Source organism: Actinomadura chibensis NBRC 106107 (genome assembly GCF_001552135.1).
GTDB lineage: Bacteria > Actinomycetota > Actinomycetes > Streptosporangiales > Streptosporangiaceae > Spirillospora > Spirillospora chibensis.
In genome coordinates, this window is sequence record NZ_BCQP01000012.1 from 59,288 (window position 1) to 83,653 (window position 24,366).

The 24,366-nt window shown below is 74.5% G+C and carries 22 protein-coding genes and 1 tRNA gene; 12 read left to right on the plus strand and 11 right to left on the minus strand.

What is annotated here, in order from left to right; all coding sequences use genetic code 11:
- Window positions 1-127 precede the first annotated feature (127 nt).
- The gene (selD, locus tag ACH01S_RS07530) at window positions 128-1,135 is read right to left on the minus strand and encodes a selenide, water dikinase SelD (RefSeq protein WP_067886903.1); all 1,008 of its coding nucleotides are present in this window, start codon (window positions 1,133-1,135) and stop codon (window positions 128-130) included.
- Between the two features lie 211 nt (window positions 1,136-1,346).
- Between selD and ACH01S_RS07535 the strand changes: the two genes are divergently transcribed.
- The 8 genes from ACH01S_RS07535 to ACH01S_RS07570 all read left to right on the plus strand — a co-directional run bounded on the left by ACH01S_RS07535 (window position 1,347) and on the right by ACH01S_RS07570 (window position 8,032).
- A complete protein-coding gene (locus tag ACH01S_RS07535; RefSeq protein WP_067886906.1) occupies window positions 1,347-3,206 on the plus strand; it encodes an AMP-dependent synthetase/ligase in 1,860 nt (619 codons plus the stop codon).
- Window positions 3,207-3,216: 10 nt separating this feature from the next.
- Window positions 3,217-3,309: transfer RNA gene (locus ACH01S_RS07540), tRNA-Sec, on the plus strand.
- A gap of 41 nt (window positions 3,310-3,350) precedes the next feature.
- On the plus strand, window positions 3,351-3,569 hold the full coding sequence (locus ACH01S_RS07545) for a DUF3099 domain-containing protein (RefSeq protein ID WP_067886910.1): 219 nt from the start codon (window positions 3,351-3,353) through the stop codon (window positions 3,567-3,569).
- The gene (locus tag ACH01S_RS07550; protein WP_067886913.1) at window positions 3,566-4,192 is read left to right on the plus strand and encodes a trimeric intracellular cation channel family protein; all 627 of its coding nucleotides are present in this window, start codon (window positions 3,566-3,568) and stop codon (window positions 4,190-4,192) included. The genes ACH01S_RS07545 and ACH01S_RS07550 overlap by 4 nt, the downstream gene beginning before the upstream one ends.
- 19 nt (window positions 4,193-4,211) lie before the next feature.
- A complete protein-coding gene (gene fdhD, locus ACH01S_RS07555; RefSeq protein WP_067886916.1) occupies window positions 4,212-5,024 on the plus strand; it encodes a formate dehydrogenase accessory sulfurtransferase FdhD in 813 nt (270 codons plus the stop codon).
- Window positions 5,025-5,109: 85 nt separating this feature from the next.
- A complete protein-coding gene (locus ACH01S_RS07560; protein ID WP_246237156.1) occupies window positions 5,110-5,955 on the plus strand; it encodes a M24 family metallopeptidase in 846 nt (281 codons plus the stop codon).
- The gene (locus ACH01S_RS07565; protein WP_148344723.1) at window positions 5,952-7,427 is read left to right on the plus strand and encodes an SDR family oxidoreductase; all 1,476 of its coding nucleotides are present in this window, start codon (window positions 5,952-5,954) and stop codon (window positions 7,425-7,427) included. The genes ACH01S_RS07560 and ACH01S_RS07565 overlap by 4 nt, the downstream gene beginning before the upstream one ends.
- Window positions 7,428-7,597: 170 nt before the next feature.
- Entirely contained in the window at window positions 7,598-8,032 is a 435-nt protein-coding gene (locus ACH01S_RS07570; protein ID WP_067886921.1) for a CBS domain-containing protein, read from the plus strand.
- Between the two features lie 47 nt (window positions 8,033-8,079).
- Here ACH01S_RS07570 and yczR read toward each other — a convergent pair whose 3' ends face one another.
- On the minus strand, window positions 8,080-9,546 hold the full coding sequence (gene yczR / locus ACH01S_RS07575; protein ID WP_441359665.1) for a MocR-like transcription factor YczR: 1,467 nt from the start codon (window positions 9,544-9,546) through the stop codon (window positions 8,080-8,082).
- Between the two features lie 105 nt (window positions 9,547-9,651).
- Here yczR and yczE point away from each other — a divergent pair, with 105 nt between their 5' ends.
- Entirely contained in the window at window positions 9,652-10,287 is a 636-nt protein-coding gene (yczE, locus tag ACH01S_RS07580) for a membrane protein YczE (RefSeq protein ID WP_067886924.1), read from the plus strand.
- On the opposite strand, the gene ACH01S_RS43255 is transcribed toward yczE, so the two are convergent.
- The 4 genes from ACH01S_RS43255 to ACH01S_RS07600 all read right to left on the minus strand — a co-directional run bounded on the left by ACH01S_RS43255 (window position 10,284) and on the right by ACH01S_RS07600 (window position 14,326).
- Window positions 10,284-11,426, minus strand: coding sequence for a glycerate kinase (locus ACH01S_RS43255; RefSeq protein ID WP_067886927.1), 1,143 nt, complete (start codon window positions 11,424-11,426; stop codon window positions 10,284-10,286). The genes yczE and ACH01S_RS43255 overlap by 4 nt on opposite strands.
- A complete protein-coding gene (locus ACH01S_RS43260) occupies window positions 11,423-12,334 on the minus strand; it encodes a DUF1444 domain-containing protein (RefSeq protein WP_067886930.1) in 912 nt (303 codons plus the stop codon). Before ACH01S_RS43260 ends, ACH01S_RS43255 begins: the two co-directional genes overlap by 4 nt.
- Window positions 12,331-13,467 carry a S66 peptidase family protein gene (locus ACH01S_RS07595; protein WP_370671561.1) on the minus strand — a complete coding sequence of 379 codons (1,137 nt, stop codon included), beginning with the start codon at window positions 13,465-13,467 and terminating at the stop codon, window positions 12,331-12,333. The genes ACH01S_RS43260 and ACH01S_RS07595 overlap by 4 nt, the downstream gene beginning before the upstream one ends.
- A gap of 91 nt (window positions 13,468-13,558) precedes the next feature.
- Window positions 13,559-14,326: an SIR2 family NAD-dependent protein deacylase gene (locus ACH01S_RS07600; protein WP_083980430.1), complete on the minus strand. Its 768-nt coding sequence runs from the start codon at window positions 14,324-14,326 to the stop codon at window positions 13,559-13,561.
- A 107-nt stretch (window positions 14,327-14,433) separates the two neighbouring features.
- Here ACH01S_RS07600 and ACH01S_RS07605 point away from each other — a divergent pair, with 107 nt between their 5' ends.
- On the plus strand, window positions 14,434-15,363 hold the full coding sequence (locus tag ACH01S_RS07605) for a sulfotransferase family protein (RefSeq protein WP_067886936.1): 930 nt from the start codon (window positions 14,434-14,436) through the stop codon (window positions 15,361-15,363).
- Between the two features lie 21 nt (window positions 15,364-15,384).
- Here the strand turns inward: ACH01S_RS07605 and ACH01S_RS07610 are convergent, their stop codons facing one another.
- On the minus strand, window positions 15,385-17,364 hold the full coding sequence (locus ACH01S_RS07610) for an ABC transporter ATP-binding protein (RefSeq protein WP_067886938.1): 1,980 nt from the start codon (window positions 17,362-17,364) through the stop codon (window positions 15,385-15,387).
- Between the two features lie 218 nt (window positions 17,365-17,582).
- On the opposite strand from ACH01S_RS07610, the gene ACH01S_RS07615 reads away from it, so the two are divergent.
- The gene (locus ACH01S_RS07615; RefSeq protein ID WP_067886941.1) at window positions 17,583-19,520 is read left to right on the plus strand and encodes a Xaa-Pro dipeptidyl-peptidase; all 1,938 of its coding nucleotides are present in this window, start codon (window positions 17,583-17,585) and stop codon (window positions 19,518-19,520) included.
- A 42-nt stretch (window positions 19,521-19,562) separates the two neighbouring features.
- Here ACH01S_RS07615 and ACH01S_RS07620 read toward each other — a convergent pair whose 3' ends face one another.
- From ACH01S_RS07620 to ACH01S_RS07630, 3 genes are all read right to left on the minus strand, one after another.
- Entirely contained in the window at window positions 19,563-20,393 is an 831-nt protein-coding gene (locus ACH01S_RS07620) for an enoyl-CoA hydratase/isomerase family protein (protein ID WP_067886944.1), read from the minus strand.
- Between the two features lie 149 nt (window positions 20,394-20,542).
- Window positions 20,543-20,755 (minus strand): helix-turn-helix domain-containing protein, encoded by a 213-nt coding sequence (locus ACH01S_RS07625; RefSeq protein WP_067886945.1) that lies wholly within the window; start codon window positions 20,753-20,755, stop codon window positions 20,543-20,545.
- A gap of 116 nt (window positions 20,756-20,871) precedes the next feature.
- Window positions 20,872-22,470 (minus strand): ABC-F family ATP-binding cassette domain-containing protein, encoded by a 1,599-nt coding sequence (locus ACH01S_RS07630; protein WP_067886948.1) that lies wholly within the window; start codon window positions 22,468-22,470, stop codon window positions 20,872-20,874.
- 297 nt (window positions 22,471-22,767) lie between these two features.
- Here ACH01S_RS07630 and ACH01S_RS07635 point away from each other — a divergent pair, with 297 nt between their 5' ends.
- Window positions 22,768-23,559: a VOC family protein gene (locus tag ACH01S_RS07635; RefSeq protein ID WP_067886952.1), complete on the plus strand. Its 792-nt coding sequence runs from the start codon at window positions 22,768-22,770 to the stop codon at window positions 23,557-23,559.
- Window positions 23,560-23,604: 45 nt separating this feature from the next.
- Here ACH01S_RS07635 and ACH01S_RS07640 read toward each other — a convergent pair whose 3' ends face one another.
- On the minus strand, window positions 23,605-24,360 hold the full coding sequence (locus tag ACH01S_RS07640; protein WP_067887202.1) for an AIM24 family protein: 756 nt from the start codon (window positions 24,358-24,360) through the stop codon (window positions 23,605-23,607).
- Between the last annotated feature and the right edge of the window lie 6 nt (window positions 24,361-24,366).

The following is a 24,366-nucleotide window of genomic DNA, read 5'->3' on the forward strand; positions in this document are numbered from 1 at the left end:
CCTCCGCTTCCCGGGGCGGCGAACACCCGGTCAAGGGAAGCCCTACCCGGAGTATCGGTCCCGACACGACCGCGCCGGTCAGGCGCGCGCCGGGCAAATTCCGGGCGCGGACGGACCAGGCGGCGGGTCAGCGGACGACGAGGGCGCGCCGCTGCCGGGCGACCAGCTCGCCGATGACGGGCGCGCCCGGGACCTCGCCCGCGATCAGCAGGCCGCCGGAGACCTGCGCGTCGGCGAGCAGCAGCCGCTCCTCCTCGGCGATCCGCCGGAAGTCGGTGTGCGGGGACACCCACGACAGGTTCCGCCGCGTCCCGCCGGGCACGAACCCGTGCCGCACCGCGGACCGCGCGCCGTCCAGGTACTCGACGGCGGACGCGTCCACGACGGCCGTGACGCCGCTCGCCCGCGCCAGCTTGTAGAGGTGGCCGAGCAGCCCGAACCCGGTGACGTCGGTGGCGCACACGACGCCGCGCTCCAGCGCGGCGAGCCCGGCCGCCGCGTTCAGCGCGGCCATCGTGTCCACGGCGTGCGGGAACACCTCCCCGGTCGCCTTGTGCCGGGCGTTGAGGACGCCGACGCCGAGCGGCTTCGTCAGCGACAGCGGGACGCCGGGGCGGCCCGCGTCCAGCCGCAGCAGCCGCTCCGGGTCGGCGACGCCGGTGACGGCGAGGCCGTACTTCGGCTCGGGGTCGTCGACGCTGTGCCCGCCCGCGATCGCGCACCCGGCGAGCGCGGCGACGTCCCGGCCGCCGCGCAGCACCTCGCGGGCGAGCTCGGCGGGCAGCGTGTCCACCGGCCAGCCGAGCAGGTTGAGCGCCATCAGCGGCTCGCCGCCGATCGCGTACACGTCGGACAGCGCGTTGGCGGCCGCGATGCGGCCCCAGTCGTAGGCGTCGTCGACGACGGGGGTGGAGAAGTCGGCGGTGGACACCACGGCCCGGCCGCCGTCCATCCGCAGGACGGCGGCGTCGTCGCCGTCCTGCCCGCCCGCGAGCAGCGCGCCGTCGCGCTCGGCGGGGCCGCCGCCGGTGAGGCCCGCCACGACGCGCTCCAGCTCCGCCGGGGGGATCTTGCTGGCGCAGCCGCCGCCGTGCGCGTACTGCGTGAGGCGGGCTGCCGGAGCGAGGCGGGTCACCGGAAGATTTAACGCACAACTACCTCAAATGATCAACAACCGGACAGTACGGGTCCGGTCACGACGGGCGAGGTCCGCCGCGACCGGCGCGCACCCGGCGTCCGACCTGGGACGGAATCGCGCCGGGGGGCTTGTCCGAACATCGTTCGGCATGATGCGATTCCCCTCTGCAAGTCCTCACTTACATTCGGGACACGACACGAGGGGCGACATGGGCATCCAGGAGCAGCGGCGCGGGCCCGACCCCGACCGGGCCGACCTCGACCGGGCCGCCGGGGGAACGGTCTGCGCGACGCTCGCCGCGACCGCCGAGCGGCACGGCGGCAGGCCCGCCTACTCCGACCGGACCGGTGCCGGTTGGCGGACGCTGACCTGGGCCGAGACCCGGACGCGGGCGCTGGAGACGGCCGCCGGGTTCGCCGCGCTCGGGCTGGCGCCGGGCGAGGTGGTGGCGCTGATGATGCCGAACCGGTCCGAGCACGTCCTCGCCGACCTCGGCGTCGTGCACGCGGGCGGCGTCCCGACCACCGTCTACGGGACGCTCGCGCCCGACCAGATCGCGTTCGTCGCCGGGGACTGCGCGGCCCGGTACGCCGTCCTGGACGGGAAGGCGCAGCTCGACCGCTGGCTGCCGGTGCTCGACCGGCTGCCCGGGCTCCGGACGGTCGTCGTCGTGGACGCCGCCGCCTGCCCGCCCGGCGACCGCTTCGTCACCTGGGACGCCCTCACCGCGCTCGGCCGTGAGCGGCTCGCCGCCGACCCGGCGGAGGTCGACCGCCGCTGGCGGGCCGTCGCCCCCGACGACACCGCCACGCTGCTCTACACGTCCGGGACGACCGGCGACCCCAAGGGCGTCCTGATCACGCACTCGATGGTGCTGCACGAGGCGGCGATGGTGCGGCGGACGTCGGTGCTGCCCGACCACCCGTCCGGGGTGTCCTACCTGCCGTTCGCGCACATCGCCGACCGGGTGCTGAGCTACTACCTGCCCGTCGCGCTCGCGGCGCACGTCCGCTTCTGCCCGGACCCGGCGCAGCTCACGAGCGTCCTCGCCGAGGTCAGGCCGCACTCGTTCTTCGGCGTCCCGCGCGTCTGGGAGAAGATCATGGCGGGGATCCAGGCGGTGCTGGCGGCCGAGCCGGACGAGGCGCGGAAGCGGGCGGTGGCCGCCGCGCTCGACGCGGGCCGCGCGTACGTCGCGGCCCAGGAGTACGGCAACGCCCCGACGCCGGAGGTCACCGCCGCGTTCGAGGCGGCGGACGCGGCCGTCCTCACCCCGATGCGCGCCCTGCTCGGGCTGGACCGGGTGCGGCAGGCCTCCAGCGCCGCCGCGCCGCTGCCGGTCGAGGTCGCCCGGTTCTTCGCCGGGCTCGGAATGAAGATCTTCGACGCCTACGGGATGACGGAGACGACCGGCGCGGTCACCGCGAACCTGTCCGACTCGTTCAAGCTCGGCACGGTCGGGCGGCCGTTCGACGGCGTCGAGCTGCGGCTCGCCGCGGACGGGGAGATCCTCGTGCGCGGCGCGACCTGCACGCCCGGCTACCTGAACCGCCCGGACGCGACCGCCGACCTCATCGACCCGGACGGCTGGATCCGCACCGGCGACGTCGGCCGCCTCGACGCCGACGGCTTCCTCACCGTCGTCGACCGCAAGAAGGAGCTGATCATCACGGCGGGCGGGGAGAACGTCGCGCCGTCCCTGGTCGAGAACCACCTGAAGGAGCACCCGCTGATCGGCCAGGCCCTGGCGTTCGGCGACCGCCGCCCCTACGTCGTCGCGCTGATCACCCTGGACGGCGAGGTCGCCCCCGTCTGGGCCGCCGCCCACGGCGTCGACACCGCCGACCTGGCCGCCCTCGCCGAGCACCCGATCGTCCTGGCGGAGGTGGGCAAGGCGGTCGCGGACGCCAACGCGCGGCTCTCCCGCGTCCAGCAGGTCAAGCGGTGGCGGCTGCTGCCCGCCGAGTGGACGGCCGAGAGCGAGGAGCTCACGCCGACGCTCAAGCTGCGGCGGCGGGTCGTCCACGCCAAGTACGCCGCCGCCATCGACGGCCTGTACGGCCGCTAAGATCATCGGCGGAGGCGTGTGAGCGCCTGGTGGCCTCCCCGGCCTTCAAAGCCGACGGTCCCGAGGATCTCGGGACGGCGGGTTCGATTCCCGTACGCCTCCGCTCCCCCGTCCCGCGCCGGACGCGCGACGTAACGTGAGGGTATGAGGCGGCGCAAGGTGGCGTACGGGATCATGATGGGGACCTGCCTCACCCTGTTCGTCCTGGCGTGGGCGGTGGTCCGGCGGTACTCGCACGAGGCCGCGTTCGCGATGTCGATGGCGGCGCTGGTGATCCCGCCGTTCGCCGCCATCGTGGCGAACTGGAACATCGACCGCACCGACCGCACGGACCATTCGGACCGCTCGGGCCGCCGCGGGTGAGCGGGCCGGGCGTCGCGGCGGCGCTGGACCTCGCCGGGATCTTCGTGTTCGCGGTGTCGGGCGCGCTCGCCGCCGTCCGGCAGCGGCTGGACATCGTCGGGATGGTGGTGCTCGCCGAGATCACCGCGCTGGGCGGCGGGATCGTCCGCGACCTGATGATCGGCGCGGTGCCGCCCGCGGCGTTCACCGACCTCGGGTACGTGCTGGTGCCGCTCGCCGCGTCGGCCCTCGTGTTCTTCTGGCATCCGCAGGTGACGCGGCTGTTCCCGGCGGTGCTGCTGTTCGACGCGGCCGGGCTCGGCCTGTTCTGCACGACCGGGACGCTGAAGGCGCTGGACCACGGCCTGTCGCCGGTGCACGCCGTGCTGCTCGGCGTCGTGACGGCGGTGGGCGGCGGCGTGCTGCGCGACGTGCTGGCCGGGCACATCCCGAGCGTCCTCTACGACCGGCAGCTGTACGCGCTGCCCGCGCTGCTCGGCGCCGCCGCCGTCGCCGCCGCGGACGCGGCCGGGCTGCACGGCGGCGCCGTCACCACGGGCGCGGCCGTCATGGCGTTCGCGATGCGGGTGCTCGCCATGCGGTACGGCTGGCGGGCGCCGCTCCCCCGCGGCGTCCCGGACTGAAACGGGTACGGTGGCACCCATGGGGCGGATCACCGTGCGCAGGCCAGTGCTGCGGCTGAGCACCTCCGGCGCGCGGGGACGGCGCCCCGACACGCTCGCCGTCGAGGAGCCGCTGGAGATCCGCGTCGCGGGCAAGCCCCTCACGATCACGATGCGCACGCCCGGGCACGACTTCGACCTCGTGGCCGGGTTCCTCGCCGCCGAGGGCGTGATCGGCGGCGCCGCCGACCTCGCGACGATGCGCTACTGCGCCGACACCGCGGAGCAGAACACCCTGGACGTCGCGCTCGCGCCCGGCGTCCCGCCCCCGGACGACTCGATGACCAGGGCGTTCACCACGACCAGCGCGTGCGGGGTGTGCGGCAAGTCGAGCGTCGAGGCGCTGCGCGACGACCGCCCCTACGACGTGGCGGCCGATCCGCTCAGGCTGACGCCCGAGGTGCTCGCCGCGCTCCCCGGCCGGTTGCGGAAGGCCCAGCGGGTCTTCGACCGGACGGGCGGCCTGCACGCCGCCGGGCTGTTCGACGCGGGCGGCGGGCTGCTGGCGCTGCGCGAGGACGTCGGCCGCCACAACGCGGTCGACAAGGTCGTCGGCTGGGCGCTGCGGCAGGGGCGGCTGCCGCTCGCTGGAACGGTCCTCATGGTGAGCGGGCGGGCGTCGTTCGAGCTGACGCAGAAGGCGATGACGGCGGGCGTCCCGGTGCTGGCGGCGGTGTCGGCGCCGTCGTCGCTCGCCGTGGACCTCGCCGAGGACGCGGGCATGACGCTCGTCGGCTTCCTGCGCGGCGAGACCATGAACGTCTACACCGGCGCCGAGCGCATCGCCCTCTGACCGCGCCGCGCCCCGGCCCGCCGTGTCGCGTCTCACGTCCCCGCGCCCCTTGACCGGAACCCCCTTCCGGCGATTTATTAACTCTGTGTCCAATAATGTGGCGCTCGCCCGCGTGCACGACGAGGCGGAGCTCGAGCGATTCCGGGACGTCCAGCGCCTCTGCTACCGGTGCGCGGACGAGGTCGCGGCCACCCTGGAGCCGGGCGTGACCGAGCGCGAGGCGTGCCGCCGCATGCGCCGCTGGCTGCGCGCGCACGGCGTGGACGACTGGCTCCACACCCCGTTCGCCTGGTTCGGCGACCGGACCGCCTTCCGCGGCTTCCGGTTCCCCACCCAGTTCCTCCCGAGCGGGACGCGCCTGGAGGAGGGCATGCCCTACATCCTCGACATGGCGCCGGTGCGGGACGGCTACGCCGCCGACATCGGGTACGGCGGCGTCCTCGGCGAGAACCGGATCTGGGACCGGGTCGACGCCGACCTCGCCGCCCACCGGACGCTGATCCTGGACCTCGTCCGGGAGCGGCGGACGTTCGCCGACGTCTACGCCGAGGTGGACGCCCTCATCGACCGGCAGGGGCACCAGAACCGGCACCGCAAGTACCCGGGACGCGTCATCGGCCACCAGGTCGGCGTCATCGGCGGGATCCTCCCGAAGCGCGTCGGATTCCCGTTCGGTGTACGGTTCCTGCAGACCATCGGCCGCGAGCTGGTCAAGGAGCGCCTCGAAGGACGCTCCCCGCTCTGGAGCGGGGCCGCGCGGTCGCAGCACCCGCCGACGCCCGGCCTGTGGGCGGTGGAGCCGCACATCGCGTTCCGCGGCGTCGGCGTGAAGTTCGAGGAGATCCTCGTCGTCACCGGGGACGACGCCTACTGGCTCGACGACGACCTCCCCCACGTCCACCGCTGGGCCGGCCGGGAGGCAGCAGCATGACATCCCTCGTTTCGCGGCGGAGGGTCCGCGGCGACGGGGTCGACCTGGCCGTCTACGAGCAGGGCGATCCGGCGCGGCCGACCGTCCTGCTGGTGCACGGGTACCCCGACACCCACGCCGTCTGGGACGAGGTCGCCGCCCTCCTCGCCGAGCGGTTCCACGTCGTCCGGTACGACGTGCGCGGGGCGGGCGCGTCGTCGCGCCCGTTCGGGCGGAGGCGCTACGCGTTCGAGTACCTCATGGCCGACCTGTGCGCCGTCCTGGACGCCGCCGCCCCCGGCCGCGCGGTGCATCTCGTCGGGCACGACTGGGGCTCGATCCAGTCGTGGGAGGCGGTCTGCACCATGCCCGAGCGGTTCGCGTCGTTCACGTCCATCTCCGGGCCGTGCCTGGACCACGCCGGGCAGTGGATGCGGCGCGCCCTCTCCCGTCCGACGCCGGGGAACCTGAGGCGGGCGGCGGGGCAGATGGCCCGGTCCTGGTACATCTCCTTCTTCCAGACGCCAATGCTGCCGGAGCTGCTGTGGCGGGCCGGGATGTCGAAGCCGTTCACGCGCGCGCTGGAGCTGGGCGAGGGCGTCGCGGCCCGTCCCGGCCACCCCGCCCGGACGATGGGCCGCGACGCCGCCGCCGGGGTCGGCCTCTACCGCGCCAACATGCCGCGGCGGCTGCGCGCCCCCCTCGACCGGCGGACCGACGTCCCGACGCAGGTCGTCGTCCCGACCCGGGACCTGTTCGTGTCGCCGCACCTCGTGGGCGGGCTCGCCGCGCGCGTCCCGAACCTGTGGCTGCGGCCGATCGCCGCCGGGCACTGGGTGCCGCGCAGCCATCCCGAGACCGTCGCCCGCTGGATCGCCGAGCACGTCACCGGCGTGCTTGGCGGACCGCTGAGCGCCGCCGAGGCGCGCTCGCTGCGGCGCGCCCGCGTCCGTCCCGGACGGCGGCCGTTCGACGGGACGCTCGTCGTCGTCGCCGGCGCGGGCGGCGGGATGGGGCGCGCCACCGCGCTCGCCTTCGCCGAACGCGGCGCGGAGGTCGTCGCCGCCGACCCCGACCCCGCCGCCGCCCGGCGCACCGCCGAGCTGGCGGGCCTGCTCGGGCCGGAAGGCCACCCCTACCAGGTGGACGCGTCCGACTCCGCCGCGACGGAGGGCTTCGCCGAGGCCGTCCTGCGCGAGCACGGGGTGCCGGACGTCGTCGTCGACAGCGCGGGCGCCCGCGTGTCCGGGTCGTTCCTCGACCGCACCGCCGCCGACCGCGAGCACGTCCTGCAAGTCGACCTCCAGGACGTCGTCCACGGGTCGCGGCCGTTCGCGGCGCGGACGGCGGGACGGGGCGAGCGCGATCCGGCGCGCGCCGCAGAGCGGGTCGTGGCGGCCGTGCTGCGCGACGGGGCGCTCCTGCCCGGCACGCCGGAGGCGCGGCTCTCCCCGCGCCTCATGCGGGTCCTGACCCGCGCCGGCGCGGACTGACCGCCCCGCCGGTCCCGGTTCGGGCGTTTCGCCGGGCGGCGCCGCGGAACGGTTTACCGGCGCGGGGTTTCGCCGCGGCCCGGAACATGCGACCTTGGCAGGACAGGCCCGGGGCCAGGCCCCGGGCGGCCGTCGTCCCACCAGTCCGAACCGGCACCGGAGCGTGAGGCATGCGGATTCGCGACATCCTGCGGAGGAAGGGAGACACGGTGGCCACGGTGCGGCCCGAGGCCACCGTGCGGCAGTTGCTCGCCGTCCTGGCCGAGCACAACATCGGGGCGGTGGTGGTCTCGCCGGACGGCGCGTCCATCGCCGGGATCGCGTCCGAGCGGGACGTGGTGCGGCGGATGCACGAGCGCGGCGCGGGCCTGCTCGACCGCCCCGTCTCCGAGATCATGACCGCCGAGGTGCGCAGCTGCGGCCCCGGCGACCTGGTCGAGGACCTGCGGCGCACCATGACCGAGCACCGCTTCCGCCACGTCCCCGTGGTCGAGGACGGACGCCTCGCCGGAATCGTCAGCATCGGCGACGTGGTCAAGAGCGCGATCGACGAGTTGCACAGCGAACGCGAACACCTGGTCGGCTACATCCAGAACGTCCCCTAGATCACCGCGGTCCCGGCCCCGTCCCGGCTCCGCACCCGGCCCAGTGCCTAGACGTACGCGGGGAGCGGGCGGGTCGCCGGGGCCGCCTCCACTTCGCGGAAGGCGACGGCGAGGCGTTCGGCGGCGTCCCGGAGCGTGTCCGGCGGCAGGACGTACGGGAGGCGGACGTAGTCCTCCAGGACGCCGTCCGCGCCGAACACCGGTCCGGCGACGACCCGGACGCCGAGCCGTTCGGCCGCCTCGGCGAGCGCCGTCGCGACCGGCGCGCCGAGCCGCACCCACAGCGACATGCCGCCGTCCGGGAGCCGGAACTCCCACTCCGGCAGCAGCTCGCGCAGCGCGGCGGCGAGCGCGTCCCGGCCGCGCACCAGGGTCTCGGCGCGCTCGGCGCGGACCTCGTCCACCCGCAGCAGCAGCTCCCGGACGATGAGCTGGTCGAGCACCGGGCTCGCCATGTCGAACGGCTCCCGGGCGAGGACGAGCCGCCGCGCGAGCGGCGCGGTCGCGCGGATCCAGCCGATCCGCAGCCCGCCCCACAGCAGCTTGGACGCCGACCCGACCGTGACGACCCGCCCGCCGGAGTCGAACGCGGCGAGCGGCGGCACGCGCGGCGCGCCGGGGTCGTGCGCGAGGTCGGCGAACGTCTCGTCGGGGACGAGGAACGCGTCCGCGCGGCGGGCCGCGTCGACCAGCGCGGCCCGGTCGTCCGCCGACATCAGCAGCCCGGTCGGGTTCTGGAAGTCCGGGACCGTGTACGCCATCCGGACGGCGGCCTGCCGCATCGCGCCCGCGACGAGCTCGACGTCCCAGCCCTCGTTGACGCCGACCGGCACGAGCCGCGCGCCCCGGCGGCGCAGCGCCCCGAGCGCGTGCGGGTAGGTCGGGCGCTCCACCATGACGGCGTCGCCCGCCTCGACCAGGGCGTGGGTGAGCAGCGTGAACGCGTGCTGCGCCCCGGTGGTGACGACGATCTGGTCCGGCCGGGTCGGCACGCCGCGCGCCGCGTAGCCAGCCGCGATGACCTCCCGCAGGCCGGGCAGCCCGGCGGGCTCGTAGCCGGGGCCCGAGCTGTAGCGGGGCAGCTCGGCGACGGCGGCGGCGACGGCCTCGTCGAAGATCGACGGGGCGCCGGGGGTGGCGCAGCCCAGGTCGATGAACGACGGGTCGTCCGGGACGGGGTGGACCTTGCCGTACAGCGCGCCCGGCGGCACGGGCCGCGGCTCGGCCGACGACATGCGGACGGGCGGCAGCGCCGTCCAGCTCCCCGCGCCCTGGCGGCTCTCGACGTAGCCCTCGTCGCGGAGCCGGTCGTAGGCCGCGGTGACCGTGGTACGGCTCACCCCGAGCGCGGCGGCGAGGTCGCGCTCGGCGGGCAGCCGGGTCCGCAGGGCGAGGCGCCCGTCCTGGACGAGGGCGCGCACCGACCGGGCCAGGGACGCGTAGACCGGGCGCTCCCGGGCGACGTCCCCGAGCATGCGGGCCAGGTTCGGGCCGCTGACATACCGTGTGCTCACCTAAGCCACTTTTCCACATTGGCCCTGTCATCACCAGTCCACTTGCGAGCAGAGTAGGGCAAGTTGGTGCGTAATATCGCGTGACAGTGCTGGGAGAGCGGATAAATGGCCTTGCTCGCGCGCCGCCTGGTGCAGCTCTACCTCGGATTGGCCTTGTACGGGCTCGGGATCGCCCTGCAGGTGTCGTCCGGGCTCGGCAACGACCCGTGGGACGTGCTCCACCAGGGACTGTCCCGGCGGCTCGGCCTGTCGATCGGCGTCTGGATCATCATCGTCGGCGCGCTCGTGATGCTCGCCTGGATCCCGCTCCGGCAGCGGCCCGGGATCGGGACGATCAGCAACGTCGTCCTCATCGGCGTGTTCACCGACCTGTTCCTGTGGCTGCTGCCCGCCCCGGACGCGCTCGCCGCCCGCTGGGCGTTCCTCGTCGCCGCCGTCCTCGTCGGCGGGTTCGCGACCGGCTGCTACATCGGCGCCGGGCTCGGCCCCGGCCCCCGCGACGGCCTGATGACCGGGCTCGCCGCGCGCGGCCACTCGATCCGCGCCGTGCGGACCGGGATCGAGCTGAGCGTCCTCGCCGCGGGCTGGCTCCTCGGCGGGACGGTCGGGCTCGGGACCGTCCTCTACGCGGTGTCGATCGGGCCGCTCACGCACGTCCTGCTGCCCGCGCTGACGATCCGGACGCCGCCCGCCGCACCGGCCGCGCGGCCTGAACCCGAGCCGGAGCCCGTCCGGGGCTAGCGGGCCGCGAACAGGCGGACGGCCTGCTCGGCGACCGCCGCGAGCAGCGGCGCGGCCTCGGCCTTCAGCTCGGCCAGCGCGCGGGGGCCGTCGGCGAGGCTGAACGCGGCGGTGAGGCCGAGCGCGTGCAGGCCGTCCAGGGGCCCGGCGACGCCGCCCGCCAGCGCGACGCACGGGATCCCGCGCTCCTTCGCGAGGGCGGCGACGGCCGAGACGACCTTGCCCGCCGCGCTCTGCGCGTCCACCCGCCCCTCGCCGGTGATCACCAGGTCGGCGCCGGCCAGCGCGGCCGGGAGCCCGACCGCGTCCGCGACCAGCGCCGCGCCGTCCGCGGGCACGGCGCCGAGCAGCCCGGCGAGCCCGCCGCACGCGCCGCCCGCCGCGCCCGCGCCGGGCAGGTCGTGCACGCGGACGCCGGTGTGCGCGGCGACGACGTCGGCGAACACGGCGAGGGCGGCGTCCAGCTCGCGCACCTGCGCCGGGGACGCGCCCTTCTGCGGGCCGAACACGGCGGCGGCGCCGTCCGGGCCGACGAGCGGGTTGGTCACGTCGCACGCCACCCGGAACCGCGCGGCGCGCACCGCCGCCGGGACGCCCGAGCCGTCGATCCGCGCGAGCCGGGCCAGCGCCGCGCCGCCCGGCGGCAGCTCGGCGCCGGAGGCGTCCAGGAAGCGGAAGCCGAGCGCGCGCAGCAGCCCGGCGCCGCCGTCGGTGCTCGCGCTGCCGCCGACGCAGACGAGGACGTCGCGGGCGCCGCGCCGCACCGCGTCCGCGATCAGCTCGCCCGTGCCCGCGCTGCCGGAGCTCAGCGGGTCGGGCGGGAGGTCCTCCACGAGCGGCAGCCCGGACGCGGCGGCCAGCTCCACCACCGCCGACCCGTCGTCGCCGGACAGCGCGTACCGCGCGTCGACCGGGCGCCCTGCCGGGTCCGTCGCGCGGACCTCGACCGCCACGGAGCCCGCGCGGGCGCGGAGGAAGCAGTCGAGCGTGCCCTCGCCGCCGTCCGCCATCGGCACGGCGGCGACGTCGGCGCCGGGCACGGCGCGCAGGACGCCCGCCTCGACGGCCGCGCACACCTCGGGCGCGGACACGCTCCCCTTGAACGAGTCGGGTGCGACGACGACGCGCGGGCCGGTCACCGTTCGGCCGTCAGGGTGCCGAGCATGGCGGTGAACTCCTCCGGCAGCACGAGCGTCGAGCCCTCGTAGCGGGTCTCCAGGTAGGTCAGCTCGCCGGCGCGCCACCAGTACAGGTGCGGGCTGAGCGACCCCGGCCCCTCCTCGTACGCGCGGTGCGCCTGGGCCTGCAGCTCGGTGGCGGCGGCGACGGCCGTCCGGTGGCGACCCCGCACGCCGCCCTCGGCGACGCGGAGCGGGTGGGCGACGATCAGGCTGCGGTTCGGCGCGATGACGAGCGCGCCGTGCGGGCCGATCTGGAGGTACTCCTCCAGCCAGGCCAGGTGCGTCGCGACATAGAACGTCCAGCCGTGCAGGACGGAGACGCGGACGCCGCCGAGGTCCTGCTCGTCCACCTGGAGGGGCCCGTCGGCGCGGACGTTCGCGCGCCCGAGCATGAACAGCGCGTCGCCGGACACCGGCCAGCCGTTCATGTCCATGGTGGAGACCGTCCGTACCGACGTCGGCGTGTCGACGACCACGACCTCGATCAGGCCGGGCGCGAACGGCCGGGACGCGAGCCCGCCGTTGTCGGCCTCGTCGGGGTAGATGCGGGTGCGCAGCAGGTGCTGGGCGAGGTCGAAGTCGTCGAGGTCGAGCGGCTCCTCCATCGACGTGACGATCGTCGTGACGTAGTCGGACACCACGGCGGGCCAGTCGGTGGGCGGCACGAGGCGGGCGAGCTGCCGCACGTCGCGCATGTTCACGGGCAGCCGGCGGGCGGTGATCGGCAGCCGGCGCGGATCCTCCAGCATCACGATCTCGCCGGGACATCGGCGGCAGGTGTAGCCGAGGCTCTCGGCCACCAGCACGAGGAGTGAGTCGAGGGTGCCGTCGTCCGAAGGGACGGGGCGGGCGTGGCGGCCGCTCATCGCGCGCCTCCCGGGAGCGTTTGGAGGGTGAGCGCGCCGGCGTCCGGCACGGCGGGGGCGTCCTGCGTCGGGGTGTCGTGCGGGTCCGGGGCGGCGGCGACGTCCAGGACGGCGGGCGCGCCGAGCTCCAGCGTGCGCTGGCGCGGTCCATGCCCCGCGGGCACGCCCGCGAGGATCGGGGCGCCGAGCGGCCCGAGCCGCGCGGCGAAGACGGAGTCGAGCTCGGCGGGGTCGCCGCAGTCGCGCCACGAGCCGAGCGCGAACCCGGCGGCGCCGTCGAGCCAGCCCGCCTGGAGGAGCTGGACGAGCATCCGGTCGATCCGGTAGGGGGCCTCGGTGACGTCCTCCAGGAAGACGACGCGCCCCCTGGCGGGCGGCGGGGCGTACGGGGTGCCGAGCAGCGCGGTGAGGAGCGAGAGGGTGCCGCCGGTCAGCGGGCCCTCGGCGCGCCCCGGCCGCAGGGCGCGCGTGCCGGGCAGCGAGACGGGGCCGCCGAACAGGGCGGCGCGCAGGCCGTCCAGCCGCTCGTCGGGCGCGCCGTCCGCGGCGGCGGGGGCGAGGTCGGCGAGGACGCCCGCGGGCATCGGCCCGAAGGACGTGGTGACGCCGAGGCGCGCCCCGAACGCCGCGTGCAGCGCGGTGATGTCGCTGGACCCGTGCAGGATCTTCGGCCCGCGGCCGGACGGCGCGCCGGTCGCGGCGCGCAGCGCGTCCCAGTCGAGGAGGTCGAGAACACGGGTCGCGCCGTACCCGCCGCGCGCGCAGACCACCGCGCGGACGCGCGGGTCGCACCAGGCTTCCTGCAGGTCGGCGGCCCGGTCGGCGTCGCTTCCGGCGAGCCGGTGCCAGTCGTCGCGGACGCGTCCGGGCGCGCCGAGGTTGACACGGTCCAGCGCGTGCTTGCCGACGACGGCGTCAAGGCCGAGGTCGCGCAGCACCGCGCAGCCCGCCTCAAGCCGGGCGGGCTCGGCGGGTCCGCTCGGCGCGACCACGGCGACCCGGTCGCCGCGCCGCAACCGCCCGTACCTGCGGCGCTCCGGCGTGCACGGCGGACCGCCCGGCGGCCGGGCGGCGGACGCGTCAGGCGGCTCCTCGGCCGCCTCCGCGCGGGCGCCCCCGCTGTTCAACCCGATCCCTCCTCGCACCGCGACGGATAGAGCTTGTCAGGATCCGGACGCCAGCGGAAGGGGCGTCCGGTCACGACCCGCCAACAGATCATCTCCGTCATCTCCCGGCGCCGAGCGCGAGCCCGGCGAGCCGGGGCAGCGTCTCGCCGATCGGCCTGCGCAGGACCGCGTCGGCGATCCCGTCGTAGGGGGTCTCCTCCGCGTTGACGATCACCAGCCGGGCGCCGTGGTCGACCGCCTCCAGGCACAGCCCGGCGGCGGGCTGGACGGTCAGCGACGTCCCCACCGCGAGGAACAGGTCGCACTCGCGGGACGCGGTGATCGCCGCGTCGAGGACGTCCTGGTCGAGCGCCTGCCCGAAGGAGATCGTCGCGGACTTCTGGACGCCGCCGCACTCGGCGCAGGGCGGGTCGTCCTCCCCGGCGGCGACCCGCGCGAGGATCTCCGGCATGGGCGTGCGCAGGCCGCAGGACAGGCACGCCGCCTCTCGCACCGAGCCGTGGATCTCGATGACCTTGGCGTCCGACGACCCGGCGCGCTGGTGCAGGCCGTCGATGTTCTGGGTGATCAGGGCGCGCAGCCGCCCGGCCCGCTCCAGCTCGGCGAGCGCCGCGTGCGCGGCGTTGGGCTCGGCCTTCCAGACCGGGTCGTCGAGCCTGGCCCGCCAGGCGCGACGCCGGACCTCGGGGTCGGCCACGTAGGAGCCGATCGTGGACATCGCCTCCGCCGCCGGGTCCTTCGTCCAGACGCCACGCGGGCCCCGGAAGTCGGGGATTCCGCTGTCGGTGGAGATCCCGGCTCCGGTGAGGACGGTGATCGCCGCCGCCCGGGGCAGGAACTCGGCTAGCGTCTGGGGAGCCTCCACCCGCCCTATGGTAGATCCAGGCGGGGCCCCGCCCGGACTCCACCGAGGCCCGCCCGGAGCGTCGCGGGCCGGAGCAGCCCTCAAAAGGTGACAAACTTGGGCCCGGTATGAGTTCGACGCCGCACATCCTGGTGGTCAACGGCACCAAGGTCCGCCGCCCGGTGTTCATCCTCGGCGCTCCGCACTCGGGTGTGGAGCCGCTGGCCCGTGCGGTGAAACGGTCGCCGGGCTTCCACCTCACGACCGGCCGGCACGGCGTGCTGCGGGTCACCTACGCGTTCGCCCGGCAGCCGGCGATCGCGTCCGAGCGCGGGAAGGGCGCGGCCCGGGTGCTGCGGGACGCGTGCGCCGAGGCGTGGCTCGTGTCCGCGCGGGCGTGCGCCCAGTGCCCGGACGAGTGCCGCGACATGGCCGGGCTCGCCTCGCCCGGCGAACCCGCCGGGCCGTGCGTCGACCCCGGGCGCATCACCCGGTTCGCCGACGCCTCCCCCGACCTGATCTACAGCGCGGACGTGCTGCTCGACGCCTTCCCGGACGCGCAGCTCGTCCAGGTGATCCGGGACGGCCGGGACGCGGTCGCCGACATGCTGGCCGACGAGCGCTGCCTCGCCTGGTTCAAGCCGGGCCTCGCCAACCTCGACACAGTGTTCCCGAACCCCTTCCTGGGCGTCGAGGACCACACCGAGCGGAGCCGGTGGCCGGCCGCCGCGCCCGCGGTCAAGTGCGCGCTGCGCTGGCGCGGGTCGGTGCGGCTCAGCGCGCGGCTGCGCCTCCAGGTCCCGGCCGAGCAGCTGCTCACCGTCCGCTACGAGGACCTCGTCGCCGCGCCGCGCCGGGTCGCCGCCGACCTGTCGGAGTACCTCGACGCGCCGATCCCGCGGACCGTCCTCTCGGGGCTCGTCCCCGCCGGGACCAGGGACGACGGCGGCGTCGGAGCCTGGCGCGAGCGGCTGACCCCGCGGCAGCTCGGCCAGGTCGAGAAGGTCGCCGGGACCGAGCTGCGGCGGCTCGGCTACCGCCTCGGCTCCGACCGCTGACCCTCGGGCCGCCCTTCCCGGCTACTCCGCGCCGAGCGGCTCGGTCCGGCGCTCCTCGTCGCGCTGGTGCGCGAACTGGGTGCGGTACAGCTCGGCGTAGAGGCCGCCTTCGAGCAGCAGCTCCTCGTGCCGCCCGCGCTCGGCGACCCGGCCCTCGTCGATCACGAGGATCTGGTCGGCCTCCCGGATCGTGGACAGCCGGTGCGCGATGACGAGGGACGTCCGCCCGGCGAGGGCGGTGCGCAGCGCCCGCTGGACGGCCGCCTCCGACTCCGAGTCGAGGTGCGCGGTGGCCTCGTCCAGGACGACCACCGACGGCGCCTTGAGCAGCAGCCGCGCGATCGCGAGCCGCTGCTTCTCGCCGCCGGACAGCCGGTAGCCGCGGTCGCCGACGACGGTGTCGAGGCCCTCGGGCATGTCCGCGACCAGCGCCCCGACCTGCGCCGCCTCCAGCGCGGCGAGGATCTCCTCGTCGGAGGCGTCCGGGCGGGCGTAGCGCATGTTCTCCCTGATCGTGTCGTGGAAGAGGTGCGCGTCCTGGCTGACGACGCCGATCTCGGCGCGCAGCGACTCCAGCGTCACGTCGCGGACGTCGGCGCCGCCGATCCGGACCGCGCCGCCGGACACGTCGTACAGCCGCGACACGAGGTGCGTGATCGTCGACTTGCCCGCGCCGGACGGCCCGACCAGCGCGACGAGCTGGCCCGGCGCGGCGGTGAAGTCGACGTCGTGCAGGACCTCGCGGCCCGGCGCGGTGTCGGTGCGCGCGATCGACTCCAGCGAGGCGAGCGACACCTCCTCGGCGGACGGGTAGGCGAACCGGACGTGGCCGAACTCGATCGACGGCGCCTTCGGCGGCGACGGCGACACCGACTTCGACAGGGCGGGCGCGGTGGACGCGGCGGGCGCGGTGGACGCGCGGGCCTCGGCGAGCGGGCGGGCGTCCTCGCGGTCGCGGATCAGCGGCTTGAGGTCGAGCACCTCGAACACGCGGTCGAAGCTGACGAGCGCCGTCATCACGTCGACGTGGACGTTCGACAGCGCGGTGAGCGGCCCGTACATCCTGGTCAGCAGGGTCGCGAGCGCGACGAGCGTGCCGAGTTCGAAGGTGCCGCCGACGACCAGGGAGCCGCCGACGCCGTAGACCATGGCGGTGGCGAGGGCCGCGACGAGCGTCAGCGCGGTGAAGAACACCCGGCCGTACATGGCGGCGACGACGCCGATGTCGCGGACGCGGGCGGCGCGCCCGGAGAAGTTCTCCTCCTCCTCGGCCGGCCGCCCGTACAGCTTGGCCAGCATCGCGCCGGCCACGTTGAACCGCTCGGTCATGAGCGAGCCCATCTCGGCGTCCAGCACCATCTGCTCGCGGCTGACCCGCTGCAGCCGTTTGCCGACCCACTTGGCCGGCAGGACGAAGACCGGGAGCAGCAGCAGCGCGATCAGCGTGACCTGCCAGGACAGGATCATCATGGTGATCAGCACCACGACCAGGCTGATCACGTTCGACACCACCGACGACAGGGTGGTGGTGATCGCCCGCTGCGCGCCGATCACGTCGTTGTTCAGGCGGCTGACGAGGGAGCCGGTCTGGGCGCGCATGAAGAACGCGACGGGCTGCCGCTGGACGTGCGCGAACACCTGGCTGCGCAGGTCGTAGATCAGCCCCTCGCCGATGCGCGCGGAGTACCAGCGCTGCCCGAGGCCGAGCACGGCCTCGACGAGGGCGAGCCCGGCGACGGCGACCGCGAGCCAGACCACGACGTCCTGCCGCCCCGGCACGATGCCGCGGTCGATGATCCCCTTCAGCAGCAGCGGGTTGGCGACGACGATCAGCGCGGACACCGAGTTCAGCGCGAGGAACAGCACAAGCTCGCGGACGTAGGGCCGGGCGTACCCCGCGATCCGCCCGACCGTGCCGGGCTTCAGCCTCTGCTGGGTGACGGAGCTGTCCCGGCGGAACGAGGCCATCACCTGCCAGCCGTTGCCCGGCGTTCCCGGCATTCCCACTAGTGCCTCCGTCGTCTGGTCGGCGTACCGCGCGTCGAGGAGCCGATGATCAAGCGCGGTAATCAAGTAAGCATCTCAGTCGGAGCGGACAACGCGGCCGCGCCCGGCGGGCTTCCCGGCTCCGCTCAGGGCGTAACGACGGCTGGACAAGCGGGCCCGCTAGTGCGACTGTGATCAACACCCTCAAGGCTTCGCACCCCCCAGGAGCCCCAGTGACACGACGCCTCACACGGGGCGGCGCAGGCGCGATCACCCTCGCCGCCGCGCTGCTCGCGCTCACCGCGTTCCCGGCCGGAGCGGCCCTGCCCCCGGCCGCCGCGAAGGCGCCGGGTGGCGCCCCGTCCCCCCAGGTCACCGTGCGGAACGGCGAGACGCAGCCGGTGTTCTCCCGGGCCGACGCCGTCACCCAGACGGTGATGATCGAGACGACCGCCGACAGCGACCGGGACGGCGTCCGGGACCGCGTGCAGATGCGGATCATGCGCCCGAAGGAGACCGAGACCGCCGGGCTCAAGGTCCCGACGATCATGGAGGCGAGCCCGTACTGGGCGGGGACGCACAGCGTCCCGAACCACCCGGTCGACATCGGGGACCCGCAGAACCGCGCGCTGAAGCCCGCGCCGCGCAACATGGCCGAGATCTTCCCCGGCTACTACGACAACTACTTCCTGCCGCGCGGCTACGCGGTCGCGGACCTCGACAGCATCGGGACGGGCGGCTCCACCGGCTGCCCGACGTCCGGGGACCGCAGCGAGCAGGCGGGCGCGAAGGCCGCCGTGGACTGGCTGAACGGCCGCGCCCGCGGCTGGGCGCCGGACGGCTCGCCGGTGAAGGCGACCTGGTCCACCGGGAGCGTCGGCATGATCGGCCAGTCCTACAACGGGACGCTGCCGAACATGGCCGCCGCGACCGGCGTCGAGGGGCTGAAGGCGATCGTCCCGATCGCCGGGATCTCCAGCTGGTACGACTACTACCGCGCGGGCGGCGGCGTCGTCGCGCCCGGCGGGTTCCAGGGCGAGGACCTGGACGTCCTCGCCAAGATCGTGCTGACCCGGCAGAACCCCGAGGTCTGCGCCAAGGTCATCGACGAGATCGAGAAGGCGCAGGACCGCGAGACCGGCGACTACGGCGAGGTCTGGGCCCAGCGCGACTACGTCGGCCAGGCCCGCAAGGTCCGCGCCGCCGTCATGGTCGTGCACGGCGTGAACGACTGGAACGTCAAGGTCAAGAACTCCGTCCAGTGGTGGAACGCCCTGAAGAAGGCGGGCGTCCCGCGCAAGCTGTGGCTGCACCAGGGCAACCACTCCACGCCGTTCCGCTGGCGCGTCGAGGAGTGGCTGCGGCAGACGCACCACTGGTTCGACCGCTACCTGTACGGGATCCGCAACGGGATCGAGCGCGAGCCGAAGGTCGACGTCGAGCGCGCGGACGGCACCTGGGAGACCGCGTCCGACTGGCCCGTCCCGGGGACGCGGACCGTCCCGGTCAGCCTGAACGCCGGGCCGTCCGGGCAGCCGGGCACGCTCGGCCTCCGGTCCCGGCACGGCGCCGCGCAGTCGTTCGTGGACGCGGGCAAGACCCGCACCGCCGAGCAGCTCCTCGCCAACGAGAACCAGGCCGACCCCAACCGGCTCGCGTACCTGACGGGGCCGCTGGAGAAGCCGGTCCGGGTGGACGGCATCCCGTCCGCGTCGATCCAGGCGTCGCTGGACGGGCAGTCGCCCTTCCTGACCGCCCTGCTGGTCGACTACGGGACCGACACCCGTCCGACGGGCGCCCGCGACAACACCGACCAGCAGGTCTGCTTCGGGCAGAGCGTTGAGGGCGACCCCGGCTGCACGATCCGGCAGACGCTGCGGACCGAGACGGCCCCCTTCAAGATCATCACGCGGGGCTGGCTGGACGCCCGCAACCGTCACGACTTCGCCCGCACCGAGCCGATCAAGCCGGGCAAGACGTACACGTTCAAGTGGGACTTCGTGCCCACCGACTACGTCGTGAAGGCCGGTCACCGGCTCGGCGTGATCCTCCTGTCCACCGACTACGACTACACGCTGCGCTACCCGGCCGGGACCAAGGTCACCGTCCGTCCGGGGGTCAGCAAGGTGCTGCTCCCGCTCGCGCGGGGCGGCCGCGAGTCGCTCGGGTAGGCCGGCCGGCGGGCCGGGAAGCCCAGGACCCCGGCCCGCCGGTCACCCGCCGAACAGCTCGCGGAGCCGGCCGATCTGCTCCCGGCGCTCGGCGGCGCACTGCTCGTCGAGGGTGTTCTGCGCGGCCTGCCACAGCAGCCGCTTCGTCGCCACCGCCGCGCCCGGGTCGACGGCGAGCAGGGCGTCCACCAGGTCGCGGACGGCGCCGTCCAGCCCGTCGCGCGGCACGACGATCTCGGCGAGCCCGATCCGGGCGGCCTCGTCGGCGGCGACCGTCCGGGCGGTGAGGCACAACTCCAAGGCGCGTCCGATGCCGACGATCTCCACCAGCGGCTTCGTGCCGGTCAGGTCGGGGACGAGCCCGAGCGCGGGCTCCTTCATGCAGAACTTCGCGTCGTCGGCCGCGACGCGGATGTCACAGGCCAGCGCGAGCTGGAAGCCGCCGCCGATGGCGTGCCCCTGCACCGCGGCCACCGTGACGAACTCCGGGCGGCGGAGCCAGGTGTAGCCCTCCTGGAGCTCGGCGATGGCGCGGTCGGCGGCCTCAGGGTCGGACGCGTCGGGGAAGCCCTCGCCGCCCCCGGAGAACAGGCCGAGGTCGATGCCCGCCGAGAACGACGGGCCCTCGCCCCGCAGGACGACGACGCGCACCCCGGCGGGGAGGGAGCGGCCGATCGCGGCGAGCCCGCGCCAGGTCGCGAACGTCATGGCGTTGCGCCGCTCGGGGCGGTTCAGCGTGACGGTCGCGACGGCGCCGGACACCTCCAGGCGCAGCCCCCCGTCGGCGAGGAGCTCCCGGAGGGCCGCCTCGCCGGTGCCGGTGCCCGTGCCGGTGACCGCTTCCGGTCGCCCGGCGGTCTGCGCGTCCGCCATGGGTCCGTCCTCTCGATGAGCGGTGCCGGGCCCGTCCCGCCGTCCACGGGACGGGACCCGCGACACCTGTCCGCCGCCGCGACCGAACCCTACTCGGTCGGCCGCGGCAACGGCTCAGGCGGTGCGCTCATCCGGGGGCCGGTGTCCGTTCAGGACTTCTTGCCCCGGGTCGCGCCACCGCGACCGCGCAGGTTGACGCCGGACTCGGTGAGAATCCGGTGGATGAAACCGTACGAGCGGCCGGTGGCGGCTGCCAGGGCGCGGATGCTCTCGCCGGAGTCGTACCTCTTCTTGAGGTCCGACGCCAGCTTGTCGCGCTCGGCACCGGTCACGCGGGTGCCCTTCTTCAGGGTCTCGGCCACGAGTACCTCCCGTAGTGATGTGGTGACCGCTGCGTTATCCCCCGCCATGATCAGTCATTCCCGGCTGTTCGGCTACCCACTCGGCCAGAAAAGATCTGCGGAAGTCGTTCCGCAGGTCACGCGAGCGCCACCAGATCGGCAAACTCGTCACTCCAGATGTCTTCCACACCATCGGGCAGCAAAATCACTCTTTCCGGGGCGAGCGCCTCGACGGCGCCCTCGTCGTGCGTGACGAGGACGATGGCCCCGGTGAACGTCCGCAGCGCGGCGAGGATCTCCGCGCGGCTCGCCGGGTCGAGGTTGTTCGTGGGCTCGTCAAGCAGCAGGACGTTCGCGCTGGACACCACCAGCATCGCCAGCGCCAGCCGGGTCTTCTCGCCGCCGGACAGGACGCCCGCGGGCTTGTCGACGTCGTCGCCGGAGAACAGGAACGAGCCGAGGATCTTGCGCACCTCGACGGGCGCGAGGCCCGGCGCGGCCGACTGCATGTTCTCTAGGACGGACCGGTCGACGTCCAGGGTCTCGTGCTCCTGCGCGTAGTAGCCGACGCGGAGGCCGTGACCGGCCACGACCGTCCCGGTGTCGGGCTTGTCGACGCCCGCCAGCAGGCGCAGCAGCGTCGTCTTGCCCGCCCCGTTCAGGCCGAGGATCACGACGCGGCTGCCCCGGTCGACGGCCAGGTCCACGTCGGTGAATATCTCCAAAGATCCGTACGATTTCGACAAACCCTCCGCGGTGAGGGGGGTCTTGCCGCACGGAGCGGGTTCCGGGAAGCGGATCTTGGCGACCTTGTCGGCCTGCCGCTCCCCCTCCACCGACGCCAGGAGCTGCCGGGCGCGGCGGTCCATCTGCTGGGCCGCCTTCGCCTTCGTGGCCTTCGCGCGCATCTTGTCGGCCTGCGACAGCAGGGCCGACGCCTGCCGCTGCGCGTTCGCCGACTCGCGCCTGCGGCGCCGCTCGTCGGTCTCGCGCTGGTCGAGGTACTTCTTCCAGCCGACGTTGTAGACGTCGATCACGCAGCGGTTGGCGTCCAGGTGGAAGACCCGGTTGACGACCGCGTCCAGCAGGTCGACGTCGTGGCTGATCACCACGAGGCCGCCCTGGTGCGACTTCAGGAAGTCGCGGAGCCACACGATCGAGTCGGCGTCGAGGTGGTTGGTCGGCTCGTCCAGCAGGAGGGTGTCGGCGCCGGAGAACAGGATGCGGGCCAGCTCGACCCGGCGGCGCTGGCCGCCGGACAGCGTCCCGAGCGGCTGGGTCATCACCCGGTCGGGCAGGCCGAGGCTGGAGGCGATGGAGGACGCCTCCGCCTCCGCGGCGTACCCGCCGAGCACGTGCAGCCGCTCCTCCAGGCGCCCGTAGCGGCGGACGGCCTTGTCGCGCTCGGCGCCGCTCGCCGTCGCCATGGCGTCCTCGGCGGCGCGCAGGTCGCGGATGACCTCGTCCAGGCCGCGGGCGGACAGGATGCGGTCGCGGGCCAGCTCGTCGAGGTCGACGTCGCGCGGGTCCTGCGGGAGGTAGCCGACGGTGCCGGACGAGGTCGCCGCCCCCTGCGCGGGCAGCCCCTCCCCCGCCAGCACCCGGGTGAGGGTGGTCTTGCCCGCGCCGTTGCGGCCGACGAGGCCCACCCGGTCGCCCGGGTTCACGCGGAACGTGGCGGCCTCGATGAGCAGCCGGGACCCGGCGCGCAGCTCGATGTCTTTCGCGATGATCACAGTGACAGGGCTCCCCTGACGGACGGCTCGGTGGACAGGCACGAGAAAGCGCGCCACGCGGTCCTTGAGACGCGGGCGCGCTGGGCGGCCTGTCAGTTCGGGAGCGGAACCATCCGTCAAGTGTACGTGACCGCGGGCCGGTTGCGGCCATGCCGGGAATCCGCCGCGATGTGCGAACCCGCGACGTATGAACTCGCGATGTGTGAACTCGCGGGGAGGGGCCAGGATGGGAGGGGCGGGCGTGCGACGGGACGACACCGGGACCGGTGGGTCCCAGCGCGAAGGAGTTGAGTCCCAATGACCCAGGTCACGAGCAACGCACCCGAGGGCACCCCCAACTGGCTGGACATCGGGGTCCCCGACATCGACCGGGCCCGCGCGTTCTACGGCGAGGTCTTCGGCTGGCAGTTCGAGGACGCAGGCCCCGAGGCAGGCCACTACAACATGTGCAAGGTGCGCGGGCTGCCCGTCGCCGGGATGATGCAGAACCCCGACGACCAGCCGGACGTGTACTGGTGGAACGTCTACTTCGCCACCGACGACTGCGACGCCTCCGCCGATCGGGCCGCCGACGCGGGCGCGGAGGTCGTCGTCCCCGTGATGGACGTCATGGGCCAGGGCCGCATGGCGGTGCTCAAGGACCCGCAGGGCGCCCAGTTCGGCCTGTGGCAGGGCGAGGCGCACCCCGGGTCGGCGATCGTGAACGACCCGGGCTCGTTCGTGTGGAACGAGCTGGCGACGCCCGACGCCGGGCCCGCCCGCGAGTTCTACGGGGCGCTGTTCGGCTACGAGTTCGAGCCCGTCCCCGGAATGGACTACACCGTCCTGAAGCGGCCGGACGGCCGGTACGTCGGCGGCATCCAGGGCGGGTCCGAGACGGTGCTCGGCGGGGGCGGCGCGGCCGTCCCGTCCTGGCTGACGTACTTCTCGGTGGAGGACGCCGACGAGGCGGTCCGCAAGGTCCGGGCGAGCGGCGGCTCCGTCGACGCCGAGCCGCAGGACAGCCCGTACGGGCGGTCGGCGTCCGTCCGCGACCCGTTCGGCGTTCCGTTCCACGTGATGAAGCCCGCGCCCGAGCCGGAGTCGTGACGCGGCGTCCTCGGCCGCCCCGTGCGGGCGGCCGAGGAGCCCGGGTCAGCCCTGGCGCTCGGACGACAGCCGCTGGGAGATCGTCCGGTGCAGGCGCTGGAGGCCGTTGGTGCCGACCAGCCCGATCTGCCCTTCGAGGTCGCGGAGCAGGACGTCCTCGTTCATCACGGTCTCGGACGACTGGAGCAGCACCGTCCCCTGCCCGGTGAAGTCGAACTGGTGCTCCTCGCCGGACGACCCGCCGATCCCGAAGACCATCCGCGCGGCGCCGAACGCGCCGCGCATGTAGGAGTGGTCGTAGTGGTGGCAGGGCGACGGGCAGTCGGCCCAGCCGAGCAGCGCCTGCGGGTCGACCCGGATCGGCGGCTCCACGAAGTGGACCGGGCCGTTGGACGCGGCGACGAAGCGCCCCGTCCCGATCAGCGTCAGGAACCCGGGGATGATCGACTGCTTCAGCTCGAGGCCCGGCTCGAAGGCGAGCAGGTTCCCGGCCCGGACGGTGAGGTTGCCGTCCTCCAGGTCGTAGGAGTTGACGTCGAACCCGCGGTCGGCGAGCAGGAGCTTGCCCTGCCCCTGCGCGACGATCCAGTCCTGCGCGTACAGCGGGGAGTTGAACGTGTGCGCGACGAGCGAGTCGAGCGGCCCGGCCGAGAGCTGCTCGAACCTGATCTGCCCGTAGTAGGCGATCATCTTCCCCTTCTGCGCGAACCACTGGCCGTTGAGGTCGACGCTGAAGGCGTAGGGGTTGACGTTGTCGTTGACGGGGAGCGTCCCGGGGTTCCAGGTCTGCGTGCCGAACATGCTCAC